This window comes from Aquabacterium sp. OR-4 (assembly GCF_025290835.2).
Taxonomy (GTDB): domain Bacteria; phylum Pseudomonadota; class Gammaproteobacteria; order Burkholderiales; family Burkholderiaceae_C; genus Pseudaquabacterium.
Genome location: NZ_JAOCQD020000001.1, coordinates 2,350,704 through 2,376,840, shown reverse-complemented (window position 1 = coordinate 2,376,840; position 26,137 = coordinate 2,350,704). Strand labels below are relative to the sequence as shown.

The following is a 26,137-nucleotide window of genomic DNA, read 5'->3' as shown; positions in this document are numbered from 1 at the left end:
TGTTCCCCAGGCATCGACATGACCCCTGCTTCGTCCACCCCGGCCTACGACGGCCTGTCGCGCGTGTTCTCGCGCCTGCACCACCTCGATCACCTGCAATCCATCGCCTACTGGGATCAGGCCGCCAACATGCCGCCGGGTGGCGCGCCGGCGCGTGCCGCGGCGCTGGCCGAGGTGGCGGCCATCTCGCACCGGCTGCGCACCGACCCCGCGCTGCGCGTGTCGCTCGAGCAGGCGCAGGACGAAACGCTGGACGACCACCAGCGCGCCAACCTGCGCGAGATGTGCCGCGAATGGCGCAGTGCCAATGCATTGCCCGAGGCCCTGGTGCAGCGCCGGCAGATGGCCACCTCGCGCTGCGAGCATGCCTGGCGCCGCCAGCGCCCGGCCAATGACTGGGCCGGCTTTCTGGAGAACTTTCGCGAGGTGGTGGCGGTGGCGCGCGAGCAGGCCCAGCTGCTGTCGCAGACCACCGGTCTGGCGCCCTACGACGCGCTGATGGACCAATACGAGCCGGGCATGGGCTGCGCCCAGCTCGACCGCCTGTTCGGCGACCTGCGCCAGTGGCTGCCGGGCCTGATCCGCCAGGTGCGCGAGCGCCAGGCGCTGCAGCCGGTGCTGCAGCCGCAAGGGCCGTTTGCGGTGCCGGCGCAGCGCGCGCTGTGCGAGCGCGTGATGCAGTGGCTGGGCTTCGACTTCAATGCCGGCCGGCTCGACGTGAGCACCCACCCGTTTGCCGGCGGCGTGCCCGAAGACGTGCGCCTGACCACGCGTTTTGCCGAGCACGAGTTCATCACCAGCCTGTATGGCGCGATCCACGAGACCGGCCACGGCCGCTACGAGCAGAACCGGCCGCGCCACTGGCTGGGCCAGCCGGTGGCGCTGGCGCGCTCGATGGGCATCCACGAGAGCCAGAGCCTGGCCTTCGAGATGCAGCTGGGCCACCACCCGGGCTTTGTGGCGCGGCTGGCGCCGATGATCGCCGAGACCTTTGGTGCGCAGCCGGCCTTTGCGCCCGATAACCTGCAGCGCCTGATCGACCATGTGAGCCCGGGCCTGATCCGGGTGGACGCCGACGAGCTGACCTACCCGGCGCATGTGATGCTGCGCTACGGCATCGAGCGGCGCCTGATCGAGCGCGAGATCGAGCCCGAGGACATCCCGGCGCTGTGGGATGCCGGCATGGCCGAGCTGCTGGGCCTGGACACCCGCGGCAACTACAAGGATGGTCCGCTGCAGGACGTGCACTGGCCCGAGGCCATGTTCGGCTACTTTCCCAGCTATGCGCTGGGGGCCATGTATGCGGCGCAGTGGTTTGCCGCGATGCGCCGCGACCTGCCCGACTTCGACGCGCAGATCCACGAGGGCAACCTGGTGCCGATGGCCGACTGGCTGCGCGAACACATCTGGCAGCCGGCCAGCCGCTGGAGCACCGACGAGCTGGCCCGCCGCGCCAGCGGCGAAGCGCTGAACCCGGCGCACTACCGCGCCCACCTCGAGCAGCGCTACCTGGGCTGATCGGCGCTGGCTCGGCCGATCAGAGCAGGCTGGTCTGCGTGGGCTGGTCCAGCAGCAGCCGGCCGGTCAGCTCCCAGGTGCTTTCGCCCACCATCATGTGCTGGGTGGCCACGTGCACGTCGCGCAGCGCGCGCTGCAGCGGCGAGGTGCCGAACACCGCCGCCCCACCGGCCAGGCTGTAGACCCGGCCCACCACCTCGGCCGCGGTGTGGGTGAGGTGGGTGGCGGCCAGGCGCAGGTCGCGCCGGCTGGCCAGTGGCAGGGCGCCGGGCTGCTGCGCGGCGGCCCAGGCCTCGTCCACCGTGGCCAGCAGCCAGGCGCGGGCGCTGTGCAGCTGCGCGCTGCTGCGGGCAAAGGCCTCCTGCACCGTGGCCCGGCTGGCCAGTGGCCGCGTGCCGGCCTGCGGCACGCCGTGCGCCGCACTGTCGGCAAAGTGCGCCAGCGCGCTGCCCGCAATGCCGGCAGCCACCGCGGCGATGGCGATCGCCAGCAGGCCGAACAGCGGAAAGCGGGTCAGCGGCGTGGCCAGCACCGGCGCATCGAACAGGCTGGCCGCGCGGGCCGCAGGCACGAAGGCCTCGCTCACCTCGAACTCGCCGCTGCCGGTGCCGCACAGGCCCACGGCCTGCCAGTTGTCGAGCAGGTGCACCTGGGCGCGGTCGAGCAGCAGCGACAGCACGCGCGGCGTGCCGTCGGGCAGGGTTTGCGGCCGGCCGTCGGCACCGTCGACCAGGCAGCCCACGCTGATGACATCGGCGTTTGCCGTGCCCGAGCCCCAGGCCCAGCGGCCCGACACCCGCCAGCCGGCCCGGCCCGCCTGGGTGGCCGGCAGGGCGCGGCCGCGGGGCGCAAACACGCCGGCGGCCTTGAGCGCCGGGCGGCCGAACACGGCGGCCGCCTCGTCGGCCGGCAGCCAGGCGGCCAGCAGGCTGCTGGTGCAGGCGATGAAGCTGCACCAAGCGGCGGCGGCATCGGCGCGGGCCAGGCGCTCGATCACGCACCAGAAGCTGGCCGGCGGTGCCTCGTGGCCGCCGTACGCCGCGGGGGTGAGCAGGCGGTACAGGCCGGCCTCGGCCAGGGCGTTGGCAAGGTCGGCGGGCAAAGCCCGCTGCGCCTCGATGGCGGCGCTGCGGCCGGCCAGCAGCGTGGCGGCGGCCTCGGCCTGGGCCATCAGGGCCGCGTGGGCGGGCGTGTCGAGGGCGGCGATCGGCATGGCGGCAGGGGCCGTGAGGGGCGGTCGGGTGGCGACCGCCCCATCATGCCGGCTGCGCGGCTCCGGCGTCGATCAGGCTTTCCAGGGTCTGGGTGCGCACGCCGTAGAAGGCCTTCAGCTCGGCCACCTGCGTGCGCAGCGCCTGTTGCTGGGCGGCGGGCAGCGGCTGGGCGCGGCGCACGGCCAGCACCATCTTGTTCTTGGCGGTGTGCTCGGGCGAGACGAACTCGAACACCTGGGTGTCGTAGCCCACCGACTGCAGCAGCAGCGCGCGCAGCGTGTCGGTCAGCATCTCGGCCTGCTCGGTCATGTGGATGCCGTGGCGCAGCATGGGCCGCAGCGGCGCCGGGGCCAGCAGCTGGGGGCGCAGCTCTTTGTGGCAGCAGGGCGAGCAGACGATGATGGCCGCGCCACCGCTCACGCCACGGTGCATGGCCACGTCGGTGGCAATGTCGCAGGCATGCAGCGCGATCATGATGTCGATCGGGCCGCTGGCATGGCTGCGCACATCGCCGGCATCAAAGCGCAGGCCGGCCAGGCCCAGGCGCTGGGCCACGCCGTTGCACTGCGCCACCAGGTCGTCGCGCAGCTCCACGCCCACGATGTCGGGCACGCGGCCGGCGGCCACCAGGCGCTGCTGCACCGCAAAGGTGAGGTAGCCGCGTCCGGCGCCGAAATCGAGCACCCGCACCGGCTCGCCGGCCGCGCGCGCGGCCAGCGGCGATTGCGCGATGGCGTGGTCGAGCACCTCGACGAACTTGTTGATCTGTCGCCACTTGCGGGCCATCGCCGGGATCAGCCGCTGCTGGCCGTCGGTGACGCCCAGTTCGGCCAGAAAAGGCTCGCCGAGGCTCAGCGCATGCTGGCGCTGGCGGTCGTGCGCGGCAGCGGGCGCATCGGCCGGCGCCGGGTCTGCAGCCGCCGCAGCGCCGGTTTCGGTGGACGGGGCCGCCGGTGGCAGCCTGCCGACGCGCAGCCCCCACTGGCCGCGCTTGCCCATTGCCAGCTGGATGTCGTGGCTGCGCGTGACCAGGTGGCCGTGGTGGAAGGGTGCGCCGATCAGGCTGGCCACCAGCTCCACCGCCTCGGTCAGCGGCAGGTTCTTGGTGATGTCCTTGCTGCGGTGGCGCCACACCAGCGACAGGCATTCGCTGCCGCGCAAGGCCACTCGCCGCGCCAGCAGCTTCTCGAGCGTGGGCTCGCCACCCTGCGGCCGGCCCAGCGCCAGGCGCTGGAAGCTGCCGTCGTCCAGGCTGGCCTGCAGGCGGGCGACAAAACGGTCGATCTCGGTGCGCTCGCTGCGCTCGGGCGGGGCGGATCGCGCAGGGTGCTCGGCGGGGCTGGCCTGGGTCATGGCTGAAGTTCCATGCCCGGGATTGTCGCGCCTGGCTGGCCGCGGCCAGGCGCCGCCGGCCGCCTGCCGGTTTCAGCCCGGAAACTGCACCAGCTGCATCTCGTTGCCGTCGGGGTCGACCAGGGTGGCCAGCCAGCCGCCCCAGAACTGCCTTTCGGGGGCGCCGACAAAGCGCACGCCCCGGGCGGCCAGCTCGGCGTGGGCCGCCATCACGTCATCGACACCGAAGGACAAGCCGGTGAAGCGCCCGACCATGGCCTGTTCTTCGGGCGGCTCGTCGGCCGTGACCAGCTCGACCACCAGCTGCACCTGGCCGGTGTCGAAGCGGCAGAAGCCCTCGTCGGTGCCGTCGTGGCCCAGTTCGAGGCCTAGGCATTTTTCGTAGTAGTCGCGCGCGGCGACGATGTCGCGCACGAAGACACGGGCGGCGGCGAGTTGCATGGAGTCCCTCCCGATGCAGCGGTGATGCGGCAGATCTTGCCACCACCGATGGCCGCGCCGTGTGGGGGTTATCCGCGCTGGCACCCGCTGGCCTGGGGAGATCGCGCGCCGGCCGGGGGCCTGTGGCCGGTTGCTGTCCGTCACCCGGGTCGGCACCCGGGCGGGCCCTTGCGGCTAGGACCTGGCCCTGGGTTTGGCCTGGCCCTTGGCGGGCTGCGAGGCCTTGGCGGGCTTGCCGGCGGCCGGCCGTGTGGTGGCGCCGGCCTTGGCGCCCTGGCCCGCCTTGCCGGCCTTGCCTGACCGGGCGGCCGGGCCGGCCTTGGCGCCGGGTTTGCTCTTGGCCGCCTTGGCGCCCTTGGCCAGCTTGCCGCTCTTGGCGGCCTTGCCGTTGCGCCCGGTGCGGCTGCCGGGGCCGGCCTGGGCCAGCGCGGCGGTCTCGGCTGAGGCGGCCGGGTCGGTGTCGTTCGGCGCTGCGGCAGCCAGGCGGCGCTCGCCGGCCGTGCCTTGTTGCCAGGCCTGGCAGGCGCCCAGGCCGTCGGCCGTCGTGGCCGGGCGGTAGCTGGCACTGTCGCCACGCGCGCCGCTGCGAAAGCAGGGGCCCAGGCTGCTGTCGCTGAAGCCGAAGGGCACGCCGTCGTCGATGTGCCGGGCCAGCTCGCGCAGCGGCTGGTCGCCCAGGTCGCGGCGCAGCGCCGCGATCAGGCGATGCGTGGCCAGCGGTGCGCTCAGCGGGCCTTCGCGGCGCGACTGGGCGGCGGGCAGCATCAGCTTGCGCAGCGTGGCCTCCAGCCCGGGGCGGCCGGCCTGGCGCAAGGCGGCGTTCCAGTGCAGGGCCAGCCATTCGCCGCGCGCTGCGGGCAGGTCGGCCAGGGCGCGCGGGCCGGCCGCGCCGGTGGCCAGGCGCAGGTTGTCGGCGCCGCGCTCGGGTTCGGCCTGGTAGCGCCCGATCTTGCGGTTCAGGGCCTGGGCGTAATCGTCGGCCGTCCACAGGCCTTCACGCAGCAGCAGGCGATGGGCCAGGTAGTCGGCAAACCCTTCGGTGAACCAGGCGCGCAAGGGCGCGTCGCCGCGGCCCGCATGCGCCAGCGGGCCGAAGCGCTCGGGCGTCCAGCGGCGCAGCATCAGGCCGGCCAGCAAGGCGTCACTGTCGGCGCCGGGCAGGGCCAGGTCGGGCCGCGCCTGCAGCACCAGTGCGCGCTGCAGCGGCAGGCCGCCCGACACCATGCCGGGCAGCGCCATCAGCAGCAGCGGCGTGCGGTCGTCGTCCTGCCAGTCGCGGCGCAGGGCGCCCAGCAGGCGCGCGCTGCGCTCGGCCAGCGCGTCAACGCCGAAGCCCAATGCGGCCTCGCCGGGCATGGGCTCGGGCAGCACGGCGGTGAGGGTCTGGCCGGCCGCATCGGCCTGGCGCCAGGCCAGGGCGCCACCGGCATACAGCGCATGCTGTACCTGGGTGGCGCTGGCCTCGGGCAGCACCCAGCGCGCCGAGGGCCCTTCGGCACGGCCGTGGCTGGCCACCAGGCGGGCGCTGCCGGGGGCGTCGAGCGTGATGCAGGCGCTGAACGGCCGCCGGGCCAGGCCCTGCGTGGTGGTTGTGGTGGACGCGGTGGCCGCGGTGAGCGCGGCGGCCGGTGCGGCAGTAGTGTCGGGCCAGGGCAGCACGGCATCGCCGATCCAGGCAAACCAGCGTGGATTGAGGCGTGCACCCTGGCCGCTGGCAGCCTCGCCGCCATTGGCCAGGCCGGCGGGCGTGCGCCAGCGCAGCGTGATGCGCTCGCCGGCGGCATGGCGCAGCTCGCGCTGGCGCGGATCGGCCGCCACCGGCTGCAGCCGCGGGCCGCCGTCATCGGCCTGTTCAAGCAGATCCCAGCCGGCCGGCAGACTCAGGCGGGTGCTGGTGCGCGGGCCGGCATCGAAACTCAGCCGAACTTCGATCTGGCGCGCTGCGGTCGCCGGGCTGGCGGGTGCGCTGACGCCGGCATGGGCCGGTGCGGTACTGGCGGCGGCGCCAGGGGCGGCATTCGCGGGGCTGGCGTCGGCCGCCGGGCTCACCGTGGCATGCCAGTCCAGGGTGCAGGCCGGATCGCTGGACGCCCAGGCGGCAGGCAGGCCGCAGGCCAGGGCCACGGCCAGCAGGGCGCGCAGCAAGCGGGAAGGGGTTCGCAGCATCGTCAGGCTCAGGCGCGCGCGGGTTTCACCCGACTGCGCGAAGGGCGCGAGCATAGCCCAGGCCCCGGTGCGCGCCGCGCGCAGCCTGCGCCGCGGCGCGCCGCCGCGGGCAGCCCAGGCGGCAGGGCCGTGGTGAAGCGCTTGGCCAGGCCTGAACCAGGCTCAGCCAACGGGCACGGCCGATCCGCAGGTGCCAGCTTCAAGCCGATGTCTTGGCCAAAGGCGCGGGCAGGCGGCTGCCCAACGCCTGGGCGGCGAGGGTGCGGGCGGGAACCGATCAACCCGCCGCGCGGTGGTGGATCAGGACTTGCGCGCTTCAGTGCCGGCGCCGCTGTTGGCGCAGGGGCTGCCGGCACGCGAGCAGGCGCCGTCGAACACCTCGCGGGCGCAGTCGAGGCAGCAGCCGCAGGACGATGAGACGCGGGTCTCGTCTTGCAGCACTTCGAAGTTGCGCACGCCATCGCGCACCGAGCGGTGGATGTCGTGGTCAGAGACGCGGTGGCAGAGACAGACGATCATGGCGGGCATCCCAGGCGGATGCCCAAATTCTCATACAAACGAGAATGATTCGCAATGAATTTCAAGAGCCCCTGCGCTTGGCAGGTGCTCCCGCTGTCGGGCCGGGCCCTGGGCCGCATGGGCCGCATGGGCGGTATGAGCCGGATGAGCCGGATGAGCCGTTTGCGGCGTCTCGGTCGGATAGGGCGGCATTGGGCGGCATTGGGCGGCATTGGGCGGCAATAGGCCGGCTGGCCTGGGGCGCCCTCAGGCCCGCCCGGCCGCCGGCCGGGCACCCGATCAGGCGCCGACGCTGCCCATCTGGCTCTGCAGCCAGTTCTGCTCGCCGAGCTGGGCCACCAGACCGATCTGGGTTTCCAGGTGGTCGATGTGCTCCTCGGTGTCTTCGAGGATCTCGGTGAGCAGGTCGCGCGAGACATAGTCGCGCACCGTCTCGCAGTGGGCGATGGCTTCCTTGAGCACCACCAGCGAGCCGAGCTCCATCTTCAGGTCGCAGTGCAGGGTCTCGACGGCGTTTTCGCCGATCAGCAGCTTGCCGAGGTCTTGCAGATTGGGCAGGCCGTCGAGCATCAGGATGCGGTCCATCAGCTTGTCGGCGTGCTTCATCTCCTCGATCGACTCCTTGTACTCATGCTTGGCCAGCGCATCGAGGCCCCAGTTCTTCAGCATGCGGTAGTGCAGGAAGTACTGGTTGATGGCGGTGAGCTCGTTCTTGAGCTGGGCGTTCAGGTAGCGCAGAACGTCGGGATCGCCTTGCATGGGAGTGTTCCTTTTTTGTCGGTGGGAAAGGGTTGGGCAGCCCGGTGCGCGAGCACCGTGCCGCCGATGGCGGCTCAGCCCAAATGGCGGCCGAGAAAGGCAAAGCTGCGGTCCCAGGCCAATTGAGCCCAGGCGGCGTCGTACTGCGTGATCGCGATGCGCTGGTGGCCCTGCGCGGTTTCGTTGGCAAAGGCGTGGTGGGCCAGGTAGCGGTGGCCGGTGTAGCGGGTGCCGGCGGCGCGCAGCTTGTCTTCGAGCGCGTCGACGCTGGCGATCGGAAACGCACCGTCCTGCGTGGCCCAGTGGGCGATCAGCGGGGCCTTGATCTGCGTGGCATCCAGGTAGTCGAGCGGCGGCAGGCCGTACCACACCACGCCGGCATCCACCTCAGGCACCTTGGCCAGGGCCAGCAGCGTGAGCGCGCCGCCCATGCAGAAGCCGCTGACCGCCACCTTGCTGCCGCGGGCCTTCAGGTGCTGCACGGCGCCGCGCACGTCCTGGGTGGCGGCATCGGCAAAGTCCAGGCCGCTCATCAGGTGGTGGGCCTCCTCGGCCTCGACGGTGCTCTTGCCGCGGTACAGGTCGGGCACCAGTGCGGTGAAGCCGGCCTCGGCCAGGCGCTCGGCCACGCCGCGGATCTGGGGGTTGAGCCCCCACCACTCCTGGATCACCACCACGCCCGGCGTGCCGGCGCCGGCGTCGGCCAGGTAGCCGTTCACCGTCTGCCCGTCGGGGCGCTGGAATTGCACTGTCGAACCCATGGCTGGATGCTCCTCATGTCGGGCTGTTCTGCCGCGCCGATTGGGCGGCAGCCGACAGTATCGGCGCGCAGGGTAACGATCTGGCGACGGTGCAGGCCACTGAAACCTGCATGCCCGACTGCGGGGGAATGGCGTTCGAAACGCGGTGCATTCCCATTCAGTGGGCGTTTCGCCCGGCTCAGGCCAGTTTCTGCAGCAGTTCGCCCATCTTCTGGTGCACCGCATGCACGGCCTTCAGCGGCCGCACCATCACCTTGAAGTCGACGATGCGGCCTGTGTCGTCCCAGCGGATCAGGTCGATGCCGTTGACCTGGATGCCCTCCAGCTCGGTGGCGAACTCGAGCATCGCGTCGCGCTCGCCGACGATCTCGCGCAGGTAGTGGAAGGCCGGGGTGTTGAGCACCTGCATCGCGCCCATCAGGTACTTGAGCGTGATGGCCTTGCCCCGCTGCGGCGTGTGCACCACCGGCGAGTGGAAAACCACCTCGTCGGCCAGCAGGCGCTCGAGGGCGGCCATGTCGCGCTCGCGCACCACCTGGTGCCAGGCGGCCAGGGTGGCGGGTTGCTTGGCCGGGCTGGCCAGGGTGGACGGCAGGGCGGGTGAGGTCATGGCAGGCTCCGGCAGGAACGGAATGGCGGCAAGCGGCCGCCACGCGGGTGCGGGTTCGGGTTCGGGCGCTGCGTCAGGCGCCAGGTCAGCGGCGGAATCAGGCGCAGGAGGGCGTGCCGGCGGTGCTGCAGGTGGCCAGGCCGCCGGCCGCCGCGGCATCGGTATCGGCATCAGCCTGGGCATCGGCCAGCAGCACCCGGCCGCGGCCGGCCTGCTTGGCGTTGAGCAGGGCCTGGTCGGCCGCGCGCAGCAGCGCGGCGGTCTCGGCCGGCGTGGTGTGGGTGTCGGCGACGCCGGCCGAAAAGCTCAGCGGCGGGTTGAACTGCAGGCCGCCGTCCAGCGTGCAGGCGCGCCAGCGGCGCAGCAGGGCCTGCACCTTGCGTCGCGCCGCGGCGGCGCCCGAGCGCGGCATCAGCAGGCAGAACTCCTCGCCGCCGTAGCGGCAGGCCAGGTCGCTCTTGCGCAGGTTGCCGGCCAGCAGGCGGCCAAAGGCGGCCAGCAGCTGATCGCCGACCGGATGGCCCAGGCGGTCGTTGACCGCCTTGAAGTGGTCGAGGTCGATCAGCACCACCGCCAGCGGCGTGCGCGAGCGCTGGGCCATGGCCACCATGGCCGGCAGCACCTCGTTGAGGTGGCGGCGGTTGTGCAGGCCGGTCAGGGTGTCGATCACGGCCTGCTGGCGCAGCGCCTCCTGCAGGCTTTGCACCTCGGCAATGCGGTGGGCCAGCTGCTCGTTGATCTCGGCCAGCTTGGCGCGCGAGCGTTCGGTGATGCGGCGCTTGGCCTGGCTGTCCTGCAGCCGGTGGGTCAGGCGCAGCAGTTCGGTCTGCAGTGCCGCCGAGCGGTAGTGGGCGCGGTGGGCCTGGGCGTCCTGGCGCTGGTGCAGCACCTGCCAGCGGCGCAGGTCGGCCAGGGCGGCGGCGGCGTCACCGCGCTCGGCATGCAGGCTCGAGGCCTGCTGGAAATACTGGCAGCGCACCCGCAGGCTCTGGCCCTCGACGCCATCGTCGTCGGCCTGGGCCTGCACCGTGGCCAGGTGGGCATGGGCCTGTGCCAGCCGGCCCTGCATCCAGGCCAGCATGGCCAGCGCCACGGCCCGCTCGATGCGCTCGTCGGGCAGCAGCGGCGCCGGGCCGGCCAGCATGCACTGCACCAGTTCGGCACCCAGCGCATGCTCGCCGGCCGACAGCGCGGCGATCGCCAGTGGCTCGAAATGCAGCGCGTTGTGGCCGCGGCCGCTGGCATCGGTGGGCATGGCCAGCACCGCGGCAATGTCGGCCAGCGTTTCCTCGGGGCGGCCCAGGTCGGTGAGGATGATGATGCGGTTGATCAGCAGCGCGCTGCGCAGGTACGGGTTGCGCATGCCCTCGCAGCGCACCAGGCCCTGGTTGGCATGGCGCAGCGCCTGTTCGCAATCGCCCAGCTGGGTCAGCTCGTTGGCCAGGTTGCAGTGCAGCACCGCGTCGAAGCCATGGCCACGGCGCGGGCCGGCGTCGCGCAGGGCCTCGTGCATGTAGGCCATGGCCTGCTCGCTCTGGCCCAGCGCCGAGTAGCAGCCGCCGATGGCATTGAGCAGCACCGCGCGGTCATGGTGGCGCAGCACGCGCAGGCCTTCGTCGCGCACCGGCAGCACCAGATCGACCGCCTGGCGGAAGTGGCCGCCGCGCCACAGCGTGCGCGCCAGCCCCGCGGTGGCCAGGATCTCGCCGGCCCGGTCGGCCAGCGTGGCAAACAGCGAGGCCGCCTGACGCAGCTCGGTTTCAGATTCGGCCAGCGTACCGTAGTAGTGCAGGTGCAGGCCGCGGGTCATGCGGGCCCAGGCCTCGGCACGGGGGTCAGCCTCTTGCAGCGCCCGGTCGAGCGCCCGGTTGGCGGCGACGAAGGCGCGGGCCGCGTCGGTGAGCAGCGTCGACCAGGCCCGGCGGGCCTGGCGCAAGGTCGGGTGAACGGCGGCCGTCGACGGCAGAGGCGGCATGCGCTGCATTATCAGCGCAGGCCGGGCGGGCTGGAAACGCCTGTTGCGCCGCGCCGGGCCGCAGCGGCCGCGCTGGTGATCCAGGCGCAGGGCCGCCACGCGAGCCCACCCGCCAGACCCGCCAGACCCGTCACATCAGCCGAGCGTCGGCCACCTTGCGCAGCCGGCGGCCGAAGCCTGCGTTGTTGCCGCGCAGCGGCACCACGAACAGCGGCAGCGGCCAGTCGGCCGTGGCCAGGCGCTGCACGATGGCCTTTTGCCGCCCCAGGCGCCGCTGCCACCAGCCGATGTCGACGCCCAGCACCCAGCTGCCCAGCTGCGCATCGGCCGGCAGCACGCGGCGCACCAGGTACAGCGCCTGGATGCCGCGGCGGTCCAGCCGCTGCAGCGTGGCCTGGACCTGGTGCTGCACTGCCTCGTCCAGTTGCGCCGGGGCCAGCGCATGGCGGGCGTCGAAGTGCTCGGCCTGCTGGCGCCGGGCCTGCTCCATGGCCGCTCGCTCGCGCCAGCGCGTGCCGTAGGCCTCGGCGCGCTGCAGCTGGCCCTGGGCGCGGCACCAGGCATGGGCGCGCTCGCAGGCCGGCAGGGTGGCCTCGGGGTCTTGCACCATCAGGCGCTCGAGGCGATCGAGTCCGCCGGCGTCGCCGTGCTCGAGCTCGGCCAGGGCCAGCAGGTACTGGGTGGGGCCGTGGCCGGGCTGGCGCGCGGCCAGCGCGGCAAGCTCGTCACGCAGGTCGAGTTGCGGCTCGAGCTGGCCGCTGAGCTGCAGGCGCTCGAACTCCTCGTCGGCGCTGCGTTCGGCCTGGGCGCGCAGCCCGGCCAGGCGTGTGCGCTGCTCGGCGATGGCCCGGTGGCGCTGCTGCCAGCCATCGGCCACCGCGTCGTGCCACTGGCGCTGGGCCTGCTCGCGCAGCGCCGGCAGCGCCTCACCCAGCCAGCGCTCGGCGGCCGAAGGCCCCTGGCGCCGGGCCGGTGCCTGGTCGGCGTCGGCCAGGTGCTGCAGGGCCGCCAGGCGCTGGCGCAGGGTGGGGTGGGTGTCGGCCACGTCGGCCACATGATCGAGGGCCTCGCCCAGCCAGCGTGCGGCCTGGGCGTCGTCGCCGGCCGCCTGCTGCGACCAGCGCAGCGCCAGATCGGCCGGCGGCCGCGGCTGGTCGCCGATCTGCGCGAACACCGCGCCCAGAAAGGCCTGGTGCTGCGGCGTGGCCAGATTGCTGCGCTTGAGCGCATCGGCCATCACGCCCGCGCCCACCAGGTCGGCGCCGCTGCGGTCGGCCTGGTACTCGTTGGCCCGCGCCAGCACAAAGGTGTAGGCATTGAACCAGGGTGCGTAGGCGCCCACCGCGCGGCCGAGCAGGCGGCCGAAGAAGCCCTGCCACTGCTGCGCCACGCCGGCCACGCTGGACCAGCTGCGGCGCAGCCGGTAGATGAAGGCGCCGAAGCGCCCGTGCGCGCCGGCCAGGTGGCCGTACTCGTGCGCCACCACGGCCAGGGCCTCGTCGGGCGTCATCGCCTCGAGCAGCGGCAGGCCCAGGATCAGGTGGTTGCGCGGAAAACCCACCAGGCCGAACAGCGGCCGCTGCACGACGGCGGCGTTCATCTCGTCGACCAGCAGTACCTGGTGCACCTGCGGGCCACGCAGGCGACGCCGCATGTCGTCCAGCGTGGCCCACAGCGCCGGCGCCTGCGCGCGGTCGATCGGCTGGCCCTGCGGTGCCGGCAGGCGCGTGAACAGCGCGGCGATGGCCTGGCGCATCAGAAACCACAGCGGCACGGCCACCAGCACCAGCAGCTTGCCCAGCTTGAACAGCAGCAGCAGGGCGGCACCGCCGCTGGCCACCACCGCCACCACCAGGCCCAGCAGCAGCAGCAGGCCCAGGCCGGCGCTGGCCACCAGGGCGGCCAGGATCAGGAAGCCGAGCATGGCCACCAGGCCCACCTTGGCCAGGTACAGCCGCGGGTGGGCGGCGCTGTCGCGCTCCAGGCGCGCCACGATCTGCGCAAAGCGCTGCTCATCCATCGTTGAATCCCCCTTGCGCGGCAAGACATCCGGTGGCCGCACCGTCTGGCACTTTACGGGCGCGGGCTGGCGGTGCCCGGCGTGGGTGCCCGATCCGGGGGGCGGGCCATCGACTGCCCGGTGGATGTGGGATGGCCGCCCGTCACAGGCTGCGCCTATCGTGCGCGCTGCCTGCACGCCATCCCGGCGCTGCATTGCCAAGGAGAGCCGAGATGCCAGGAAACTTCGTTTGGTACGAGTTGATGACCACGGATGCGGGGGCCGCCTGCGCGTTCTACCGCCAGGTGATCGGATGGGCCGCCGATTCGGCCCAGATGCCGGGCATGGACTACACGCTGATGGCCAACGCCCACGGCCAGGTGGCCGGCGTGATGGCCTTGCCGGCCGAAGTGCTGGCGGCCGGTGGCCGGCCGGCCTGGAGCGGCTTTGTCGAGGTGGCCGATGTGGACGCCAGCACCGCCGCAGCGCAGGCGGCCGGCGGCGGCGTGTGCGTGGCGCCGCAAGACATTCCGGGCGTGGGCCGCTTTGCCACGCTGACCGATCCGCAGGGCGCGGTGTTCAATGTCTACAGCAGCAACCAAGGCGCCGAGAAGCCGCAGCCGGCCGGCGCCGCAGGCTCGGTGGGCTGGCATGAGCTGATGGCCACCGAGCCGGCCAGCGCCCTGGCCTTTTACGCCGGCCTGTTTGGCTGGGTGGCGGCCGATGCCATCGACATGGGCGAGGCCGGCACCTACCAGCTGTTTCGCAGCGCCGCCGATGGCGAGGCCGTTGGCGGCCTGATGCGCTGCATGCCCGGCATGCCGGTGCCCTGCTGGCAGTACTACATCAACGTGCCGGCCATCGACGCCGCGGTGACGCGCATTGCCGGCGCCGGCGGCCAGGTGGTCAACGGCCCGATGCAGGTGCCCGGCGGCAGCTGGATCGTCAATGCCATCGATCCGCAGGGCGCCATGTTCTCGCTGGTGGCCCCGGCGCGTTGAGTGTGCGGCACCCTGCTGCCCCGCACCGTGCGGCGCAGCGGGGTGCCGCCGGCCTGGCGCTACATGCTGCGCCGGTACTGGCCACCCACCTCGAACAGCGCGCTGGTGATCTGGCCCAGCGAGCAGCAGCGCACGGCGTCCATCAGCACCGCAAAAACATTGCCGTTGTCGATCACCGCCTGCTGCAGGCGCTTGAGCATGGCTGGCGCCTCGGCCGCGTGGCGGGCATGGAAGTCGGCCAGGCGCTGCAGCTGGCTCTGTTTCTCGTCCTCGGTGCTGCGCGCCAGCTCGATGTGCTCGGGCACCGGCTCGCCATGCGGGTTGCGGAAGGTGTTGACGCCGATGATCGGGTACTCGCCGGTGTGCTTGAGCATCTCGTAGTGCATGCTCTCTTCCTGGATCTTGCTGCGCTGGTAGCCGGTTTCCATGGCGCCCAGCACGCCGCCACGCTCGGCGATCTTTTCAAACTCGGCCAGCACCGCTTCTTCCACCAGCTCGGTCAGCTCGTCGATCACGAACGCGCCCTGGTTGGGGTTCTCGTTCTTGGCCAGGCCCCACTCGCGGTTGATGATCAGCTGAATGGCCATGGCGCGGCGCACGCTCTCCTCGGTGGGCGTGGTGATGGCCTCGTCGAAGGCATTGGTGTGCAGCGAGTTGCAGTTGTCGTACACCGCGATCAGCGCCTGCAGCGTGGTGCGGATGTCGTTGAACTGGATCTCCTGCGCGTGCAGGCTGCGGCCTGAGGTCTGGATGTGGTACTTCAGCTTCTGGCTGCGCTCATTGGCGCCGTAGCGGTCGCGCATGGCCACGGCCCAAATCCTGCGAGCAACCCGACCGAGCACGGTGTATTCGGGGTCCATGCCGTTGCTGAAGAAGAAGCTCAGGTTGGGCGCAAAGTCATCGATGTGCATGCCGCGCGCCAGGTAGGCCTCCACAAAGGTGAAGCCATTGCTCAGCGTGAAGGCCAGCTGCGAGATCGGGTTGGCCCCGGCCTCGGCGATGTGATAGCCCGAGATGCTCACCGAGTAGAAGTTGCGCACGTTGTGGTGCACGAAGTACTCGGCGATGTCGCCCATCACCTTGAGGCTGAATTCGGTCGAGAAGATGCAGGTGTTCTGGCCCTGGTCTTCCTTCAGGATGTCGGCCTGCACCGTGCCGCGCACATTGGCCTGGGCCCATTCGCGGATCTTCAGCGTCTCGGTGTCGGTGGGCGCGCGGCCGTTGTCGGCGCTGAACTTCTCCACCTGCTGGTCGATGGCCGCGTTCATGAACATCGCCAGGATGCTGGGCGCGGGCCCGTTGATCGTCATGCTCACGCTGGTGGCCGGGTGGCACAGGTCGAAGCCCGAGTACAGCACCTTCAGGTCGTCGAGCGTGGCGATGCTGACGCCCGAGTTGCCCACCTTGCCGTAGATGTCGGGGCGGACGGCGGGGTCGTTGCCGTACAGCGTGACCGAGTCGAAGGCGGTGCTCAGCCGCTTGGCCGGCATGCCCTCGCTGACCAGCTTGAAGCGCCGGTTGGTGCGAAAGGCATCGCCCTCGCCGGCGAACATGCGCGTCGGGTCCTCGTTCTCGCGCTTGAAGGCAAACACGCCGGCGGTGTACGGAAAGCTGCCCGGCACGTTGTCGAGCATCAGCCACTTCAGCAGCTCGCCATGGTCTTCGTAGGCGGGCAGCGCCACCTTGCGCACCTTGCTGCCGCTGAGCGTGGTGTGCACGAGGCCGGTGCGCACTTCCTTGTCGCGGATCTTCACCACGTACTCGTCGCCGGCATAGGCCTTGAGCATCTCGGGCCATTGCGCCAGCAGCTTGCGGGCATCGGGCGCCAGGCGCGTGCTGCGCTCGTCGGCCAGGCGCAGCACGGTGTTGCGGGCGCCGTCGCGGGCGGGGTCGTCGGCATGCAGCATGTCGGCGGTGGCGCGCAGCTGCTGGATCTCGCGCGCCAGTGCGGCCTGCTGGCGCACACGGGCCTTGTAGCCGCGCAGGCTGTCGGCAATGTCGGCCAGGTAGCGCACGCGCTGCGGCGGCACCACCGGGGTCTGGTGCGTGCTGTGGCGGGTGGCCACGCCGGGCAGGCGGCCTTCGGGCACCGGCAGCTGCAGGCCCTGGGCCACCAGGCGCTCGCGCAGCGCCTGGTACAGCGCCGTGACGCCATCGTCGTTGAAGCGGCTGGCCATGGTGCCGTAGACCGGCATCTGCTCGGCCGCCACGGTGAAAGCCTCGCGGTTGCGCTGCACCTGCTTGGCCACGTCGCGCAGCGCATCGGCCGCGCCCTTGCGGTCGAACTTGTTGATGGCCACGAACTCGGCGAAGTCGAGCATGTCGATCTTCTCGAGCTGGCTGGCGGCGCCGAACTCGGGCGTCATCACGTACATCGGCACATCCACCAGGGGCACGATGGCGGCATCGCCCTGGCCAATGCCCGAGGTTTCGACGATCACCAGGTCGAAGCCCGCCACCTTGGCCGCGGCGATCACGTCGGGCAGGGCCTTGCTGACCTCGCTGCCGGTGTCTCGCGTGGCCAGGCTGCGCATGTAGACGCGCTGGCGACTTGCGACCCCGCCGCCGCCGGGCCGCCCCAAGGCGGCGGGCGCCCCCTCGGGGGGCAGCGAAGTCCGCGCAGCGGCGAGCGTGGGGGCTGACCATTCGGAGATGGCATTCATGCGGATGCGGTCGCCCAGCAGCGCGCCGCCGCTCTTGCGCCGGCTGGGGTCGATGCTGATCACGGCCACGCGCAGGGCGTCGTCCTGGTCCAGCCGCAGGCGGCGGATCAGCTCGTCGGTCAGGCTCGACTTGCCGGCGCCGCCGGTGCCGGTGATGCCCAGCACCGGCGTGGTGCCGGCTTTCGCCTGCGCGTGCAGCTGGGCCACCAGGGCCGCATCGGCATCGCCGTTTTCCAGTGCCGTGATCAACTGGGCCAGCGCGCGCCAGTTCGCTTCGCCATGGCCCTGGATGGCCGCCAGCGTGCCGGGCGCGTGGGCCGACAGGCTCTTGTCGCAGCGCATCACCATCTCGCCGATCATGCCGGCCAGGCCCATGCGCTGGCCGTCCTCGGGGCTGAAGATGCGCACACCGCGCTCGGCCAGCGCGCGGATCTCGGCCGGCACGATCACGCCGCCGCCGCCGCCAAACACCTGGATGTGGCCACCGCCACGGGCCTGCAGCAGATCGACCATGTAGGCGAAGTACTCGTTGTGCCCGCCCTGGTAACTGCTGACCGCGATGCCCTGCACGTCCTCCTGCAGCGCGGCGGTGACCACCTCGTCCACCGATCGGTTGTGGCCCAGGTGCACCACCTCGGCGCCCATGCCCTGCAGGATGCGCCGCATGATGTTGATGGCCGCATCGTGGCCATCGAACAGGCTCGCGGCGGTGACGAAGCGCACCTTGTGCTGCGGCCGGTAGTTGGCCAGCGACTGGTACTCGGCGGACAGGTCGGTCATGCGGGTCTCCTGGTGGTGGGGCGCGTGCCGCGCGCTCTGTCGAATGCAAGGGGCGTGGCGCTGCGCGCCGCCGCCCGACGACGAGTCTAGGCCGCTGCGGCCGGTCCGGCGATGGCGGCAACGATCACCAGCCTGACGGGTTTTGCCAGAATCAGCGCATGGCCGCCGCCGCTCCATCCACCAATACCACCGTGTCCATCGCCTTCGTGCGCGGCGCGGTGCAGCGCCTGGCGCCCGGCGTGATGGCCGCCGCGCTGCACGAGGCGAACATCGACCCCGGCCTGCTGGCCCGGCCCGACGCCCGTGTGCCCGCCGCGGCCTTTGCCCGGCTGTGGATGGCCATCGCACGGCGGATCGATGACGAATTTTTCGGGCTCGACACCCGGCGCATGAAGGTGGGCACATTTGCCATGCTGTGCCACGCGCTGGCCGCCCAGGCCACGCTGGGCAAGCCGCTGGCCGCCCAGGCCACGCTGGGCAAGCCGCTGGCGGGCCAGGCCACGCTGGGCAAGTCGCTGCGCATGGCGCTGCGCGGCTTCAACCTGTTCTTCGACGACATCGATGCCACGCTGCGCCTGGCCGGCGGCCAGGCCACGGTCAGCATCGCCAACCGCATCCAGCCCCCCGAGGCGCGGCTGTTTGCCGAGGAAACCCTGCTGGTGATGCTGCACGGCCTGGTGTGCTGGCTGGCCGGCCGCCGCGTGCCGCTGAGCCGGCTCGAGTGGGCCCACCCGCGGCCGGCGCATGCCGACGAATACCGCCGCATGTTCTCGCCGCTGCTGCACTTTGATGCGCCGGCCACCGCGATGAGCTTCGATGCGCGCCTGCTGCAGGCCGCCGTGCAGGTGGATGCGGCCGCGCTGAAGGCCTTCTTGCGTGACGCGCCGCAGAGCGTGTTTCTCAAGCAGGTGGCCGCCAGCGGCTGGAGCGATCGCGTGCGCCGCCATTGCCGCGAGGCCCTGGCCCGCGCCCAGCCCGCGCCCACGCTGGACGGCCTGGCCGCCGCCCTGGGCCTGAGCCCGGCCACGCTGCGCCGCCGCCTGGCCGACGAGGGCGCCACCTGGCAGCAGCTGAAAGACGCCGTGCGACGCGAACTGGCGCTGCAGCACCTGGCCGAGGGCCGGCTCACCGTGGACGAGATCGCCAGCCGCCTGGGCTTTGAAGACGCCAGCACCTTCTACCGCGCCTTTCGCAAGTGGACCGGCGTGGCGCCCGGCGTGTGGCGCGCCGGCGCGGGCGAACACCGGCCGGCCGGCGATGCTGCGCTGGGTAGCATGGCGCCATGAGCAAAGCCTTCACCAAGGAACCCAGCGGCGATGCCGACGACGAGGACGGCGAGGGCGCCGGCCTGCCGCCGTTGCCGCCGGGCACCAAGAACTACATCACGCCGGCCGGCTACCAGCGCCTGCGCGCTGAACTGCTGCAGCTGATCGACGATGAGCGGCCCAAGATGGTGGAGACGGTGTCGTGGGCCGCCAAGAACGGCGACCGCAGTGAAAACGGCGACTACCTCTACGGCAAGAAGCGCCTGCGCGAGATCGATCGCCGCATCCGCTTTCTGACCAAGCGGCTCGACATCGCCGAGGTGGCCGATCCCAGCGTGCATCACGGCAGTGACCAGGTCTTTTTCGGCGCCACCGTCACCTACGCCAACAGCCGGGGCGACGAGCGCACCATCACCATCAAGGGCATCGACGAATCCGACGCGCTGGCCGGCGAAGTGAGCTGGATCGCGCCGATCGCGCGGGCGCTGATCAAGTCGCGCGAGGGCGACGAGGTGCGGCTGCAGACACCGGGCGGCGTCGAGGTGCTGGAGGTGATCGCCGTGGTCTACCCGGCGCCCGGCCCGGCGGCTTGACCGGCGTCAAGCCGCGCCAGAAACCACACGGCGCCCGACTGCGAGTGCAGTGCGAGCGCCGCTGGCGATGTTTCCCTGAGCAAGTGCCGTGTGAACGGTCTGACTCCAATGTAGGGAAAACTCGACATTCTGTCGTGCTGCATATTGCCGAGCGCGCTTGGCAATAAATCACCAAACCGCGCGCGGCTTCTGTGCTGGGCTGGCGTTCAGGCTTTCAGGCGGCTGGCGCGCAGCACCGGGGGTGACCGCTTGAGCGTGCGCAGCACGTCGGCCAGGTGCTGGCGGTCGCGCACAGCCAGCAGCAGGCGCAGCTCTACCGCCTCGGCCTGCGGCTCGTTGTCCATGTCGAGGTGGCTGATGTCGGCCTCGGCGCTGCTGATGGCCTGCGCCACCTGGGCCAGCGCGCCCTTGCCATTGCGCAGCAGCAGCTTGACCGAGGTCTCGAAGTGCCGCACCGGCTGCTCGGCCCACTCCACCGCCATCCAGCGCTCGGGGTCGCGCTCGGCCAGTCGCCTGCCCACCGAGCACTCGGCGGTGTGCACCATCAGGCCCTCGCCGCGGCCCAGGTAGCCGCGGATCTCGTCGCCCGGGATCGGCCGGCAGCAGGTGGCCAGCTGCACCGAGGCGCCTTCGCTGCCATCAATGACCACGCCATGCAGCGCCGGCATGGCTTCTTCGGCGGCGCGAAAACGGTTCAGCGTCAGCGTCACCGCGTCGGGGCGCCGGCCATGTTCGCTCATCAGTTGCGCCAGGCGCTTGGCCACGATGGTGGCGATCTTCTTGCCCAGGCCGATGTCGACCAGCAGATCGGTGCGGCTGCGGTTGCCGCTCCAGCGTGCCAGCTGCTGCCAGACGGCTTGTGCGGGGCTGTCGTCCAGCTCGGCCGAGGGCAGGGCCATGCCCTCGCTGCGCAGCGCCTGGGCCAGCAGCTTCTCGCCAAGCGCGCGCGACTCTTCCTGCTCCATGGTCTTGAGGAAGTGGCGGATCTTCGAGCGCGCGCGGCCGGTGCGCACAAAGTTCAGCCAGCTCGGATTGGGCCGCGCACCCGGGGCGGTGATGACCTCGACCACGTCGCCACTCTTGAGCTCGGTGCGCAGCGCCACCGGCTCGCCGTTGACCTTGGCGGCCACCGTGTGGTCGCCCACATCGGAGTGGATGGCGTAGGCGAAGTCCACCGCCGAGGCGCCGCGCGGCAGGGCCAGGATCTTGCTCTTGGGCGTGAACACGTACACCGCGTCGGGCACCAGGTCGATCTTCACGTGCTCGAGAAACTCGCCGGCGTCGCGCGTCTCGTCCTGGATGTCGAGCAGGCTCTTGAGCCACATCGCGCCCAGGCGCTGGGCATCGGCCGGGCTGCTGCTGCCGCCCTTGTCCTTTTGCTTGTAGAGCCAGTGCGCGGCAATGCCGCTCTCGGCCACCGCATGCATCTGCTCGGTGCGGATCTGGAACTCCACCGCCGTGCCCAGCGGGCTCACCAGCGTGGTGTGCAGGCTCTGGTAGCCATTGGCCTTGGGGATCGCGATGTAGTCCTTGAAGCGCCCCGGCACCGGCTTGTACAGCTGGTGCAGCGTGCCCAGCGCCAGGTAGCAGTCCATCGTCTGCGGCACCACGATGCGAAAGCCGAAGATGTCGCTCACCTGGGCGAAGCCGGCATGCTTCTCGCGCATCTTGCGGTAGATGCTGTAGACCGTCTTCTCGCGCCCCGACACCAGCACCTTGAGCTTGGCCGCGCCGAAGGATTTGTCGACCTCGCCGCGCACCCGCTCGACGATGTCGCGCCGGTGGCCGCGTGCGCGCTGCACCGCCTTGGCCAGCGCGGCGTGGCGCCACGGGTGCAGAAACTCGAACGAGCGCTCCTGCAACTCGCGGTAGATCATGTTCAGGCCCAGGCGGTGGGCGATGGGCGCGTAGATGTCCAGCGTTTCGCGGGCGATGCGGGCGCGCTTGTTGGCCGCCATCGCGGCCATGGTGCGCATGTTGTGCAGGCGGTCGGCCAGCTTGATGAGGATCACGCGCACATCGCGCGCCATCGCCAGCAGCATCTTGCGAAAGCTCTCGGCCTGGCTTTCCTCGCGCGTGGAGAACTGCAGCTTGTCGAGCTTGGTCAGGCCGTCCACCAGCTCGGCGGTGGGTGCGCCGAAGCGCTGGATCAGCTCGATCTTGGTGACGCCGCAGTCTTCCATGGCGTCGTGCATCAGCGCCGCCATCACCGCCTGGGCGTCCAGCCGCCAGTCGGCCACCAGGCCGGCCACCGCCAGCGGGTGGGTGATGTAGGGCTCACCCGAGGCGCGAAACTGGCCCAGGTGCGCCTCGTCGGCAAACTTGTAGGCCTCGCGGATCTGCTTGACCTCGGCCTTGCTGAGGTAGTGCAGGCGGTCGGCCAGGGCCGCAAACGAGGCGGCCTCGGCCTTGGTTTCGGCGCCTGCTGCGGCCGGGGCCCGCGCCCGAGGTTGCAGCGAGGCCGGCAGCAACAACTCGGCGGCGAATGATCGAATGCCCATGGCCCGAATTTAGCCTGCTTTGTGCAGGTGCAACCGCCGCTGAACCGATCTCCCCGCCGTGCCTGCGACGCATGGCCGGATCTGGTGGCCCGCGTCGGCCGCAGGGGTTGCCGATGCGGCCCCCTCAAACGCCGAAGGGCGCCCTTTGGCGCCCTTCGATCAAGCCATGGGCTGTGCGCTTACAGCGGCACGCGGCGCAGCATTTCCACGCCCACCTCGCCAGCCGCCACTTCGCGCAGCGCGGTCACGCTGGGCTTGTTCTTGCTGTCGATCTTGGGCGCATGGCCCTGGCTCAGCATGCGCGCACGGTAGGTGGCGGTGAGCACCAGCTGGAAGCGGTTGGGCACTCGGTTCAGGCAGTCTTCGACAGTGATGCGGGCCATGATGGATGCCTTGGTGAGGTGGGTGGGCGCCGGGCCGGATCAGACCAGGCCAAGCGCGGAAAACACGGTGGATTTGTTGCGCATCTGCGCCGCGTAGCGCAGCCGCTGCGAGTGCACGACGGTTTTCAGATCGAAAAGCGCCGTTTCAAACAAGCCGTTGATTATAACGAAGTCGAAATGCCGGGCCTGGGCCACCTCGTGGCGGGCGTTCTCCATGCGCTGGGCGATGACCTCGGCCTGGTCTTCGCCGCGGCGGTGCAGGCGCTGGCGCAGTTCGTCCCAGCTGGGCGGCAGGATGAAGATCAGCACCGCGTGCGGAAACAGCGTCTTGATCTGCAGCGCGCCCTGGTAGTCGATCTCGAGCACCACATCTTCGCCCTGGGCCAGACGGGCCTCGACCGCGCGGTGCGAGGTGCCGTAGCAGTTGCCATGCACCTCGGCCCATTCGATGAAGTCGCCCTCGGCCACCATGCGGCGGAACTCGGCCGTGGCCACGAACCAGTACTCGCGGCCGTCCTGCTCCTGGCCACGCGGTGATCGCGTGGTGTGCGAGACCGACACCGCCAGATGCGAGTCGAGCTCAAGCAGGGCCTTGACCAGGCTGGACTTGCCGGCGCCGCTGGGGGCGGCGACGACGAACAGGTTTCCGGGGGCGTCGGCGTTCACGTTCATCGCTTGATTTTCGCTCAGCCGCGGCCGGGCGCGACATCTCACTCGATGTTCTGCACCTGCTCGCGCATCTGCTCGATCGCCACCTTCATTTCCACCGAGATGTTGGAGAGTTCGAGCGCGGTGGATTTCGAGCCCAGGGTGTTGGCCTCGCGGTGCAGCTCCTGGATCAGGAAGTCGAGTCGCTTGCCCAGTTCGCCACCGGCGGCGAGCAGGCGACTGATCTCGTCGAGGTGGGCGCTCAGGCGCGACAGTTCTTCGGCCACGTCGATGCGGATGGCAAACGCCGCGGCTTCGTTCAGCGCACGCTCTTGCAGGGCTTCGGCGGTGATGCTGCTGCCGGCGCCGGCCGTGGCCAGGGCGTCGCGCCAACGCTCGAGAAAGCGCTGCTGCTGGCGCTGTACCACCGCCGGCACCAGCGGCGCCGCCTGGGTGGCCAGCTCGCGCAGCCGGGCGATGCGCTCGCTCAGGATGTCGACCAGGCGCGCGCCTTCGCGGGCACGGGCTTCGCGCAGGCCGGCGATGGCGGCGCGCGCGGCGGCCAGCGCGGGCTCGTCCAGGCGCTCGGCGCTGCCGCCCTGGCGGCACCAGTTCAGCACCTCGTTGACGCTGAGCGGCCTAGCCTGCGGCAGCCAGGAGGTGACGCCGGATTCCATGCGCGACAGGCGGTTGAGCTGGTCGGGCTGCGGCTGTGGCCAGGCCCCCTCGGCATCGCGGCCGGTGGCCACGCGCACCTCGATCTTGCCGCGTCGGAACGCCGCGCCGATGGCCTCGCGCAGCGCCGGCTCGAGGCCGCGCAGTTCGTCGGGCATGCGAAAGGCCAGATCGAGGAAGCGGCTGTTGACCGAGCGCAGCTCCACCGTCACCTGACCGCCGCTGGCCGCCGCGGACACCGCGCCGGCCGTGCCGGCGCTGGCATTCGCGCCCTCGGCGCCGGTGCCGGGAGTGGCGCTGGCAAAACCGGTCATGCTGTAGACTGCCATCGCCGTCCGATCCAAGACAAAACCGCGATTATGTCGAAGCCGAAACCCGCCCCGTTGCCCCAAGGCACCGTGGTCGGAGGCTACACGGTCGTCAAGAAGCTGGCTGCCGGCGGTTTTGGCGTGGTGTACCTCGCCGAAGATGCCGACCGCCGCCCGGTGGCGGTGAAAGAATACCTGCCGGCCTCGCTGGCCGAACGCGCTGCCGGCGAGCTGACGCCGCGTGTCAAGCCCGAGAAGCAGCCGCTGTACCGGCTGGGCCTGAAGAGCTTCTTCGAAGAAGGGCGCAGCCTGGCGCAGATCAGCCATCCGAGCGTGGTCTCGGTGCTGAACTTCTTTCGCGAGAACGAAACCGTCTACATGGTGATGAACTACCTGCAGGGCGACACGCTGCAGGATTTCATCGTCACCGCGCGTGACTTGAAGCGTGACAAGGTGTTTCGCGAAAGCACCATCCGCAGCCTGTTTGACGAGATCCTGCGCGGCCTGCGCATCGTGCACCAGCACAAGATGCTGCACCTCGACATCAAGCCGGCCAACATCTTCATCACCAACGACAACAAGGCGGTGATGCTCGATTTCGGCGCGGCGCGCGAGGTGCTCAGCAAAGAGGGCAACTTCATCCGGCCGATGTACACGCCCGGTTTTGCCGCGCCCGAGATGTATCGCCGCGACGGCAGCCTGGGCCCGTGGACCGACATCTACGCCATCGGCGCGTGCATCTATGCCTGCATGCAGGGTTACCCGCCGAATGACGCGCCGCAGCGCATCGAGAAGGACCGCCTGGCGCTGAGCCTCTCGCGCCTGCGCAACGTGTACTCCGACAACCTGATCGAGGTGACCGAGTGGTGCATGTCGCTCGACCCGCTCTCCCGTCCGCAGAGCGTGTTCGCGCTGCAAAAGGAGCTGGCGCGCGAGACCGAGCGCCGCTACACCAAGCTGAGCTTCTCCGAGCGCATGAAGCTGCAGTTCGAAAGCCTGAAGACCGGGGCCAAGCCGTGATCCCCGCGAAGCCGATTCGCCAGGGAGCCGCCGCATGAGGTTTTCGGTCTACCAGGTCAGCCGCAAGGGCGGCCGACCCAAGAATGAAGACCGCATGGGCTATTGCTACACGCGGCACTCGGGCCTGTTTGCACTGGCCGATGGCATGGGCGGGCACCCCGAGGGCGAGGTGGCCTCGCAGCTGGCGCTGCAAACCCTGTCGGCGATGTTCCAGCGCGATGCCAAGCCCACGCTGAAGGACCCGCTGCGCTTCCTGCACGACGCCATCCTGGCCGGTCACCATGCGCTGCTGCGCTATGCCACCGACCGCGGCCTGCTCGACACCCCGCGCAGCACCATCGTGGCCTGCGTGCTGCAAGGCCAGGCCGCCTACTGGGCGCATTGCGGCGATTCACGCCTGTACCTGGTGCGTGGCGAGAAGCTGGTGGCGCGCACCCGCGACCACAGCTACACCGAGCTGCAGGACGCCATGACCAGTGCCGGCGCGTCGGCTAGCGTGGTGCCCAACCCGCACCAGTTCAACCGCAACGTGCTGTTCACCTGCCTGGGCAGCCCCGGCAAGCCGGTGGTCGATACCGCCGGCCCGCTGCTGCTGCAGCCCGGCGACAAGGTGATGCTGTGCAGCGACGGGCTGTGGAGCAGCGTCAGCGACGCCATGATCACCGACGTGCTGCACGAGCGCCCGATCTCGGACGCCGTGCCCGAGCTGGCCGAGCGCGCCCTGCGCAAGGCCGGTGCGCGCAGCGACAATGTCACCGTGCTCGCGGTCGATTGGGAAGGCACCGAAGACGCCGACACCACGGCCGCGGTGTCCACCCGGGCGCTGGGCGACGAGGTGTTTGCGTCCACCATCCAGGCCAGCCTGGCCGCCGGCGAGGCGCCGGTGGAAATGGACGAGGCGGAGATCGACCGCTCGATCCGCGAGATCAACGAGGCCATCCGGCGCGCCTCGGAGAAGCCACAGAAACGACCCTGAAGGGGGCCC

General features: G+C 71.0%; 21 protein-coding genes. 6 read left to right on the top strand and 15 right to left on the bottom strand.

The window, feature by feature from the left end; genetic code table 11:
• Positions 1-18 precede the first annotated feature (18 nt).
• Entirely contained in the window at positions 19-1,518 is a 1,500-nt protein-coding gene (locus tag N4G63_RS10255; RefSeq protein WP_314599640.1) for a carboxypeptidase M32, read from the top strand.
• A 19-nt stretch (positions 1,519-1,537) separates the two neighbouring features.
• Here N4G63_RS10255 and N4G63_RS10250 read toward each other — a convergent pair whose 3' ends face one another.
• From N4G63_RS10250 to N4G63_RS10205, 10 genes are all read right to left on the bottom strand, one after another.
• Positions 1,538-2,731, bottom strand: coding sequence for an acyl-CoA dehydrogenase family protein (locus N4G63_RS10250; RefSeq protein ID WP_260788287.1), 1,194 nt, complete (start codon positions 2,729-2,731; stop codon positions 1,538-1,540).
• Between the two features lie 43 nt (positions 2,732-2,774).
• Positions 2,775-4,085, bottom strand: a complete 1,311-nt coding sequence (locus N4G63_RS10245; protein WP_260788286.1) for a class I SAM-dependent methyltransferase — start codon at positions 4,083-4,085, stop codon at positions 2,775-2,777.
• A gap of 72 nt (positions 4,086-4,157) precedes the next feature.
• Positions 4,158-4,526, bottom strand: coding sequence for a VOC family protein (locus tag N4G63_RS10240; protein ID WP_260788285.1), 369 nt, complete (start codon positions 4,524-4,526; stop codon positions 4,158-4,160).
• 174 nt (positions 4,527-4,700) lie between these two features.
• Complete coding sequence (locus N4G63_RS10235) at positions 4,701-6,692, bottom strand: M61 family metallopeptidase (RefSeq protein WP_314599639.1); 1,992 nt, start codon at positions 6,690-6,692, stop codon at positions 4,701-4,703.
• Between the two features lie 300 nt (positions 6,693-6,992).
• The gene (locus N4G63_RS10230; protein ID WP_260788279.1) at positions 6,993-7,211 is read right to left on the bottom strand and encodes a (2Fe-2S)-binding protein; all 219 of its coding nucleotides are present in this window, start codon (positions 7,209-7,211) and stop codon (positions 6,993-6,995) included.
• A gap of 279 nt (positions 7,212-7,490) precedes the next feature.
• Positions 7,491-7,970 carry a bacterioferritin gene (bfr, locus tag N4G63_RS10225; RefSeq protein ID WP_260788277.1) on the bottom strand — a complete coding sequence of 160 codons (480 nt, stop codon included), beginning with the start codon at positions 7,968-7,970 and terminating at the stop codon, positions 7,491-7,493.
• Positions 7,971-8,044: 74 nt separating this feature from the next.
• Entirely contained in the window at positions 8,045-8,731 is a 687-nt protein-coding gene (locus N4G63_RS10220; RefSeq protein ID WP_260788276.1) for a dienelactone hydrolase family protein, read from the bottom strand.
• 178 nt (positions 8,732-8,909) lie between these two features.
• Positions 8,910-9,341 (bottom strand): nuclear transport factor 2 family protein, encoded by a 432-nt coding sequence (locus tag N4G63_RS10215; protein ID WP_260788275.1) that lies wholly within the window; start codon positions 9,339-9,341, stop codon positions 8,910-8,912.
• Positions 9,342-9,438: 97 nt separating this feature from the next.
• Positions 9,439-11,316, bottom strand: a complete 1,878-nt coding sequence (locus tag N4G63_RS10210) for a diguanylate cyclase (RefSeq protein WP_260788274.1) — start codon at positions 11,314-11,316, stop codon at positions 9,439-9,441.
• A gap of 130 nt (positions 11,317-11,446) precedes the next feature.
• Positions 11,447-13,336, bottom strand: a complete 1,890-nt coding sequence (locus N4G63_RS10205) for a M48 family metalloprotease (protein WP_260788272.1) — start codon at positions 13,334-13,336, stop codon at positions 11,447-11,449.
• Positions 13,337-13,548: 212 nt separating this feature from the next.
• Here N4G63_RS10205 and N4G63_RS10200 point away from each other — a divergent pair, with 212 nt between their 5' ends.
• Entirely contained in the window at positions 13,549-14,316 is a 768-nt protein-coding gene (locus N4G63_RS10200) for a VOC family protein (RefSeq protein WP_260788271.1), read from the top strand.
• Positions 14,317-14,375: 59 nt separating this feature from the next.
• On the opposite strand, the gene icmF is transcribed toward N4G63_RS10200, so the two are convergent.
• Positions 14,376-17,759 carry a fused isobutyryl-CoA mutase/GTPase IcmF gene (gene icmF / locus N4G63_RS10195; protein ID WP_260788269.1) on the bottom strand — a complete coding sequence of 1,128 codons (3,384 nt, stop codon included), beginning with the start codon at positions 17,757-17,759 and terminating at the stop codon, positions 14,376-14,378.
• A 158-nt stretch (positions 17,760-17,917) separates the two neighbouring features.
• Between icmF and N4G63_RS10190 the strand changes: the two genes are divergently transcribed.
• Both N4G63_RS10190 and greB read left to right on the top strand, forming a co-directional pair.
• Positions 17,918-19,045 (top strand): AraC family transcriptional regulator ligand-binding domain-containing protein, encoded by a 1,128-nt coding sequence (locus tag N4G63_RS10190; protein ID WP_314599638.1) that lies wholly within the window; start codon positions 17,918-17,920, stop codon positions 19,043-19,045.
• A complete protein-coding gene (gene greB / locus N4G63_RS10185; protein ID WP_260788266.1) occupies positions 19,042-19,617 on the top strand; it encodes a transcription elongation factor GreB in 576 nt (191 codons plus the stop codon). The genes N4G63_RS10190 and greB overlap by 4 nt, the downstream gene beginning before the upstream one ends.
• Before the next feature lie 206 nt (positions 19,618-19,823).
• Here greB and N4G63_RS10180 read toward each other — a convergent pair whose 3' ends face one another.
• From N4G63_RS10180 to N4G63_RS10165, 4 genes are all read right to left on the bottom strand, one after another.
• Positions 19,824-22,118, bottom strand: coding sequence for a RelA/SpoT family protein (locus N4G63_RS10180; RefSeq protein WP_260788265.1), 2,295 nt, complete (start codon positions 22,116-22,118; stop codon positions 19,824-19,826).
• Between the two features lie 179 nt (positions 22,119-22,297).
• Positions 22,298-22,501: a DNA-directed RNA polymerase subunit omega gene (gene rpoZ, locus N4G63_RS10175; RefSeq protein WP_260788264.1), complete on the bottom strand. Its 204-nt coding sequence runs from the start codon at positions 22,499-22,501 to the stop codon at positions 22,298-22,300.
• A 39-nt stretch (positions 22,502-22,540) separates the two neighbouring features.
• On the bottom strand, positions 22,541-23,173 hold the full coding sequence (gmk, locus tag N4G63_RS10170) for a guanylate kinase (protein ID WP_260788263.1): 633 nt from the start codon (positions 23,171-23,173) through the stop codon (positions 22,541-22,543).
• Positions 23,174-23,211: 38 nt separating this feature from the next.
• Positions 23,212-24,153 (bottom strand): YicC/YloC family endoribonuclease, encoded by a 942-nt coding sequence (locus N4G63_RS10165; RefSeq protein ID WP_260788262.1) that lies wholly within the window; start codon positions 24,151-24,153, stop codon positions 23,212-23,214.
• A gap of 30 nt (positions 24,154-24,183) precedes the next feature.
• Here N4G63_RS10165 and N4G63_RS10160 point away from each other — a divergent pair, with 30 nt between their 5' ends.
• The gene (locus N4G63_RS10160) at positions 24,184-25,152 is read left to right on the top strand and encodes a serine/threonine protein kinase (RefSeq protein ID WP_260788261.1); all 969 of its coding nucleotides are present in this window, start codon (positions 24,184-24,186) and stop codon (positions 25,150-25,152) included.
• Between the two features lie 34 nt (positions 25,153-25,186).
• Complete coding sequence (locus N4G63_RS10155) at positions 25,187-26,128, top strand: PP2C family protein-serine/threonine phosphatase (protein ID WP_260788259.1); 942 nt, start codon at positions 25,187-25,189, stop codon at positions 26,126-26,128.
• Positions 26,129-26,137 lie beyond the last annotated feature (9 nt).

Bases quoted from the DNA above. Each gene is read 5' to 3' on its own strand.
- N4G63_RS10255 (WP_314599640.1), top strand. From the start codon at position 19: ATGACCCCTGCTTCGTCCACCCCGGCCTACGACGGCCTGTCGCGCGTG.
- N4G63_RS10250 (WP_260788287.1), bottom strand. From the start codon at position 2,731: ATGCCGATCGCCGCCCTCGACACGCCCGCCCACGCGGCCCTGATGGCC.
- N4G63_RS10245 (WP_260788286.1), bottom strand. From the start codon at position 4,085: ATGACCCAGGCCAGCCCCGCCGAGCACCCTGCGCGATCCGCCCCGCCC.
- N4G63_RS10240 (WP_260788285.1), bottom strand. From the start codon at position 4,526: ATGCAACTCGCCGCCGCCCGTGTCTTCGTGCGCGACATCGTCGCCGCG.
- N4G63_RS10235 (WP_314599639.1), bottom strand. From the start codon at position 6,692: ATGCTGCGAACCCCTTCCCGCTTGCTGCGCGCCCTGCTGGCCGTGGCC.
- N4G63_RS10230 (WP_260788279.1), bottom strand. From the start codon at position 7,211: ATGATCGTCTGTCTCTGCCACCGCGTCTCTGACCACGACATCCACCGC.
- bfr (WP_260788277.1), bottom strand. From the start codon at position 7,970: ATGCAAGGCGATCCCGACGTTCTGCGCTACCTGAACGCCCAGCTCAAG.
- N4G63_RS10220 (WP_260788276.1), bottom strand. From the start codon at position 8,731: ATGGGTTCGACAGTGCAATTCCAGCGCCCCGACGGGCAGACGGTGAAC.
- N4G63_RS10215 (WP_260788275.1), bottom strand. From the start codon at position 9,341: ATGACCTCACCCGCCCTGCCGTCCACCCTGGCCAGCCCGGCCAAGCAA.
- N4G63_RS10210 (WP_260788274.1), bottom strand. From the start codon at position 11,316: ATGCCGCCTCTGCCGTCGACGGCCGCCGTTCACCCGACCTTGCGCCAG.
- N4G63_RS10205 (WP_260788272.1), bottom strand. From the start codon at position 13,336: ATGGATGAGCAGCGCTTTGCGCAGATCGTGGCGCGCCTGGAGCGCGAC.
- N4G63_RS10200 (WP_260788271.1), top strand. From the start codon at position 13,549: ATGCCAGGAAACTTCGTTTGGTACGAGTTGATGACCACGGATGCGGGG.
- icmF (WP_260788269.1), bottom strand. From the start codon at position 17,759: ATGACCGACCTGTCCGCCGAGTACCAGTCGCTGGCCAACTACCGGCCG.
- N4G63_RS10190 (WP_314599638.1), top strand. From the start codon at position 17,918: ATGGCCGCCGCCGCTCCATCCACCAATACCACCGTGTCCATCGCCTTC.
- greB (WP_260788266.1), top strand. From the start codon at position 19,042: ATGAGCAAAGCCTTCACCAAGGAACCCAGCGGCGATGCCGACGACGAG.
- N4G63_RS10180 (WP_260788265.1), bottom strand. From the start codon at position 22,118: ATGGGCATTCGATCATTCGCCGCCGAGTTGTTGCTGCCGGCCTCGCTG.
- rpoZ (WP_260788264.1), bottom strand. From the start codon at position 22,501: ATGGCCCGCATCACTGTCGAAGACTGCCTGAACCGAGTGCCCAACCGC.
- gmk (WP_260788263.1), bottom strand. From the start codon at position 23,173: ATGAACGTGAACGCCGACGCCCCCGGAAACCTGTTCGTCGTCGCCGCC.
- N4G63_RS10165 (WP_260788262.1), bottom strand. From the start codon at position 24,153: ATGGCAGTCTACAGCATGACCGGTTTTGCCAGCGCCACTCCCGGCACC.
- N4G63_RS10160 (WP_260788261.1), top strand. From the start codon at position 24,184: ATGTCGAAGCCGAAACCCGCCCCGTTGCCCCAAGGCACCGTGGTCGGA.
- N4G63_RS10155 (WP_260788259.1), top strand. From the start codon at position 25,187: ATGAGGTTTTCGGTCTACCAGGTCAGCCGCAAGGGCGGCCGACCCAAG.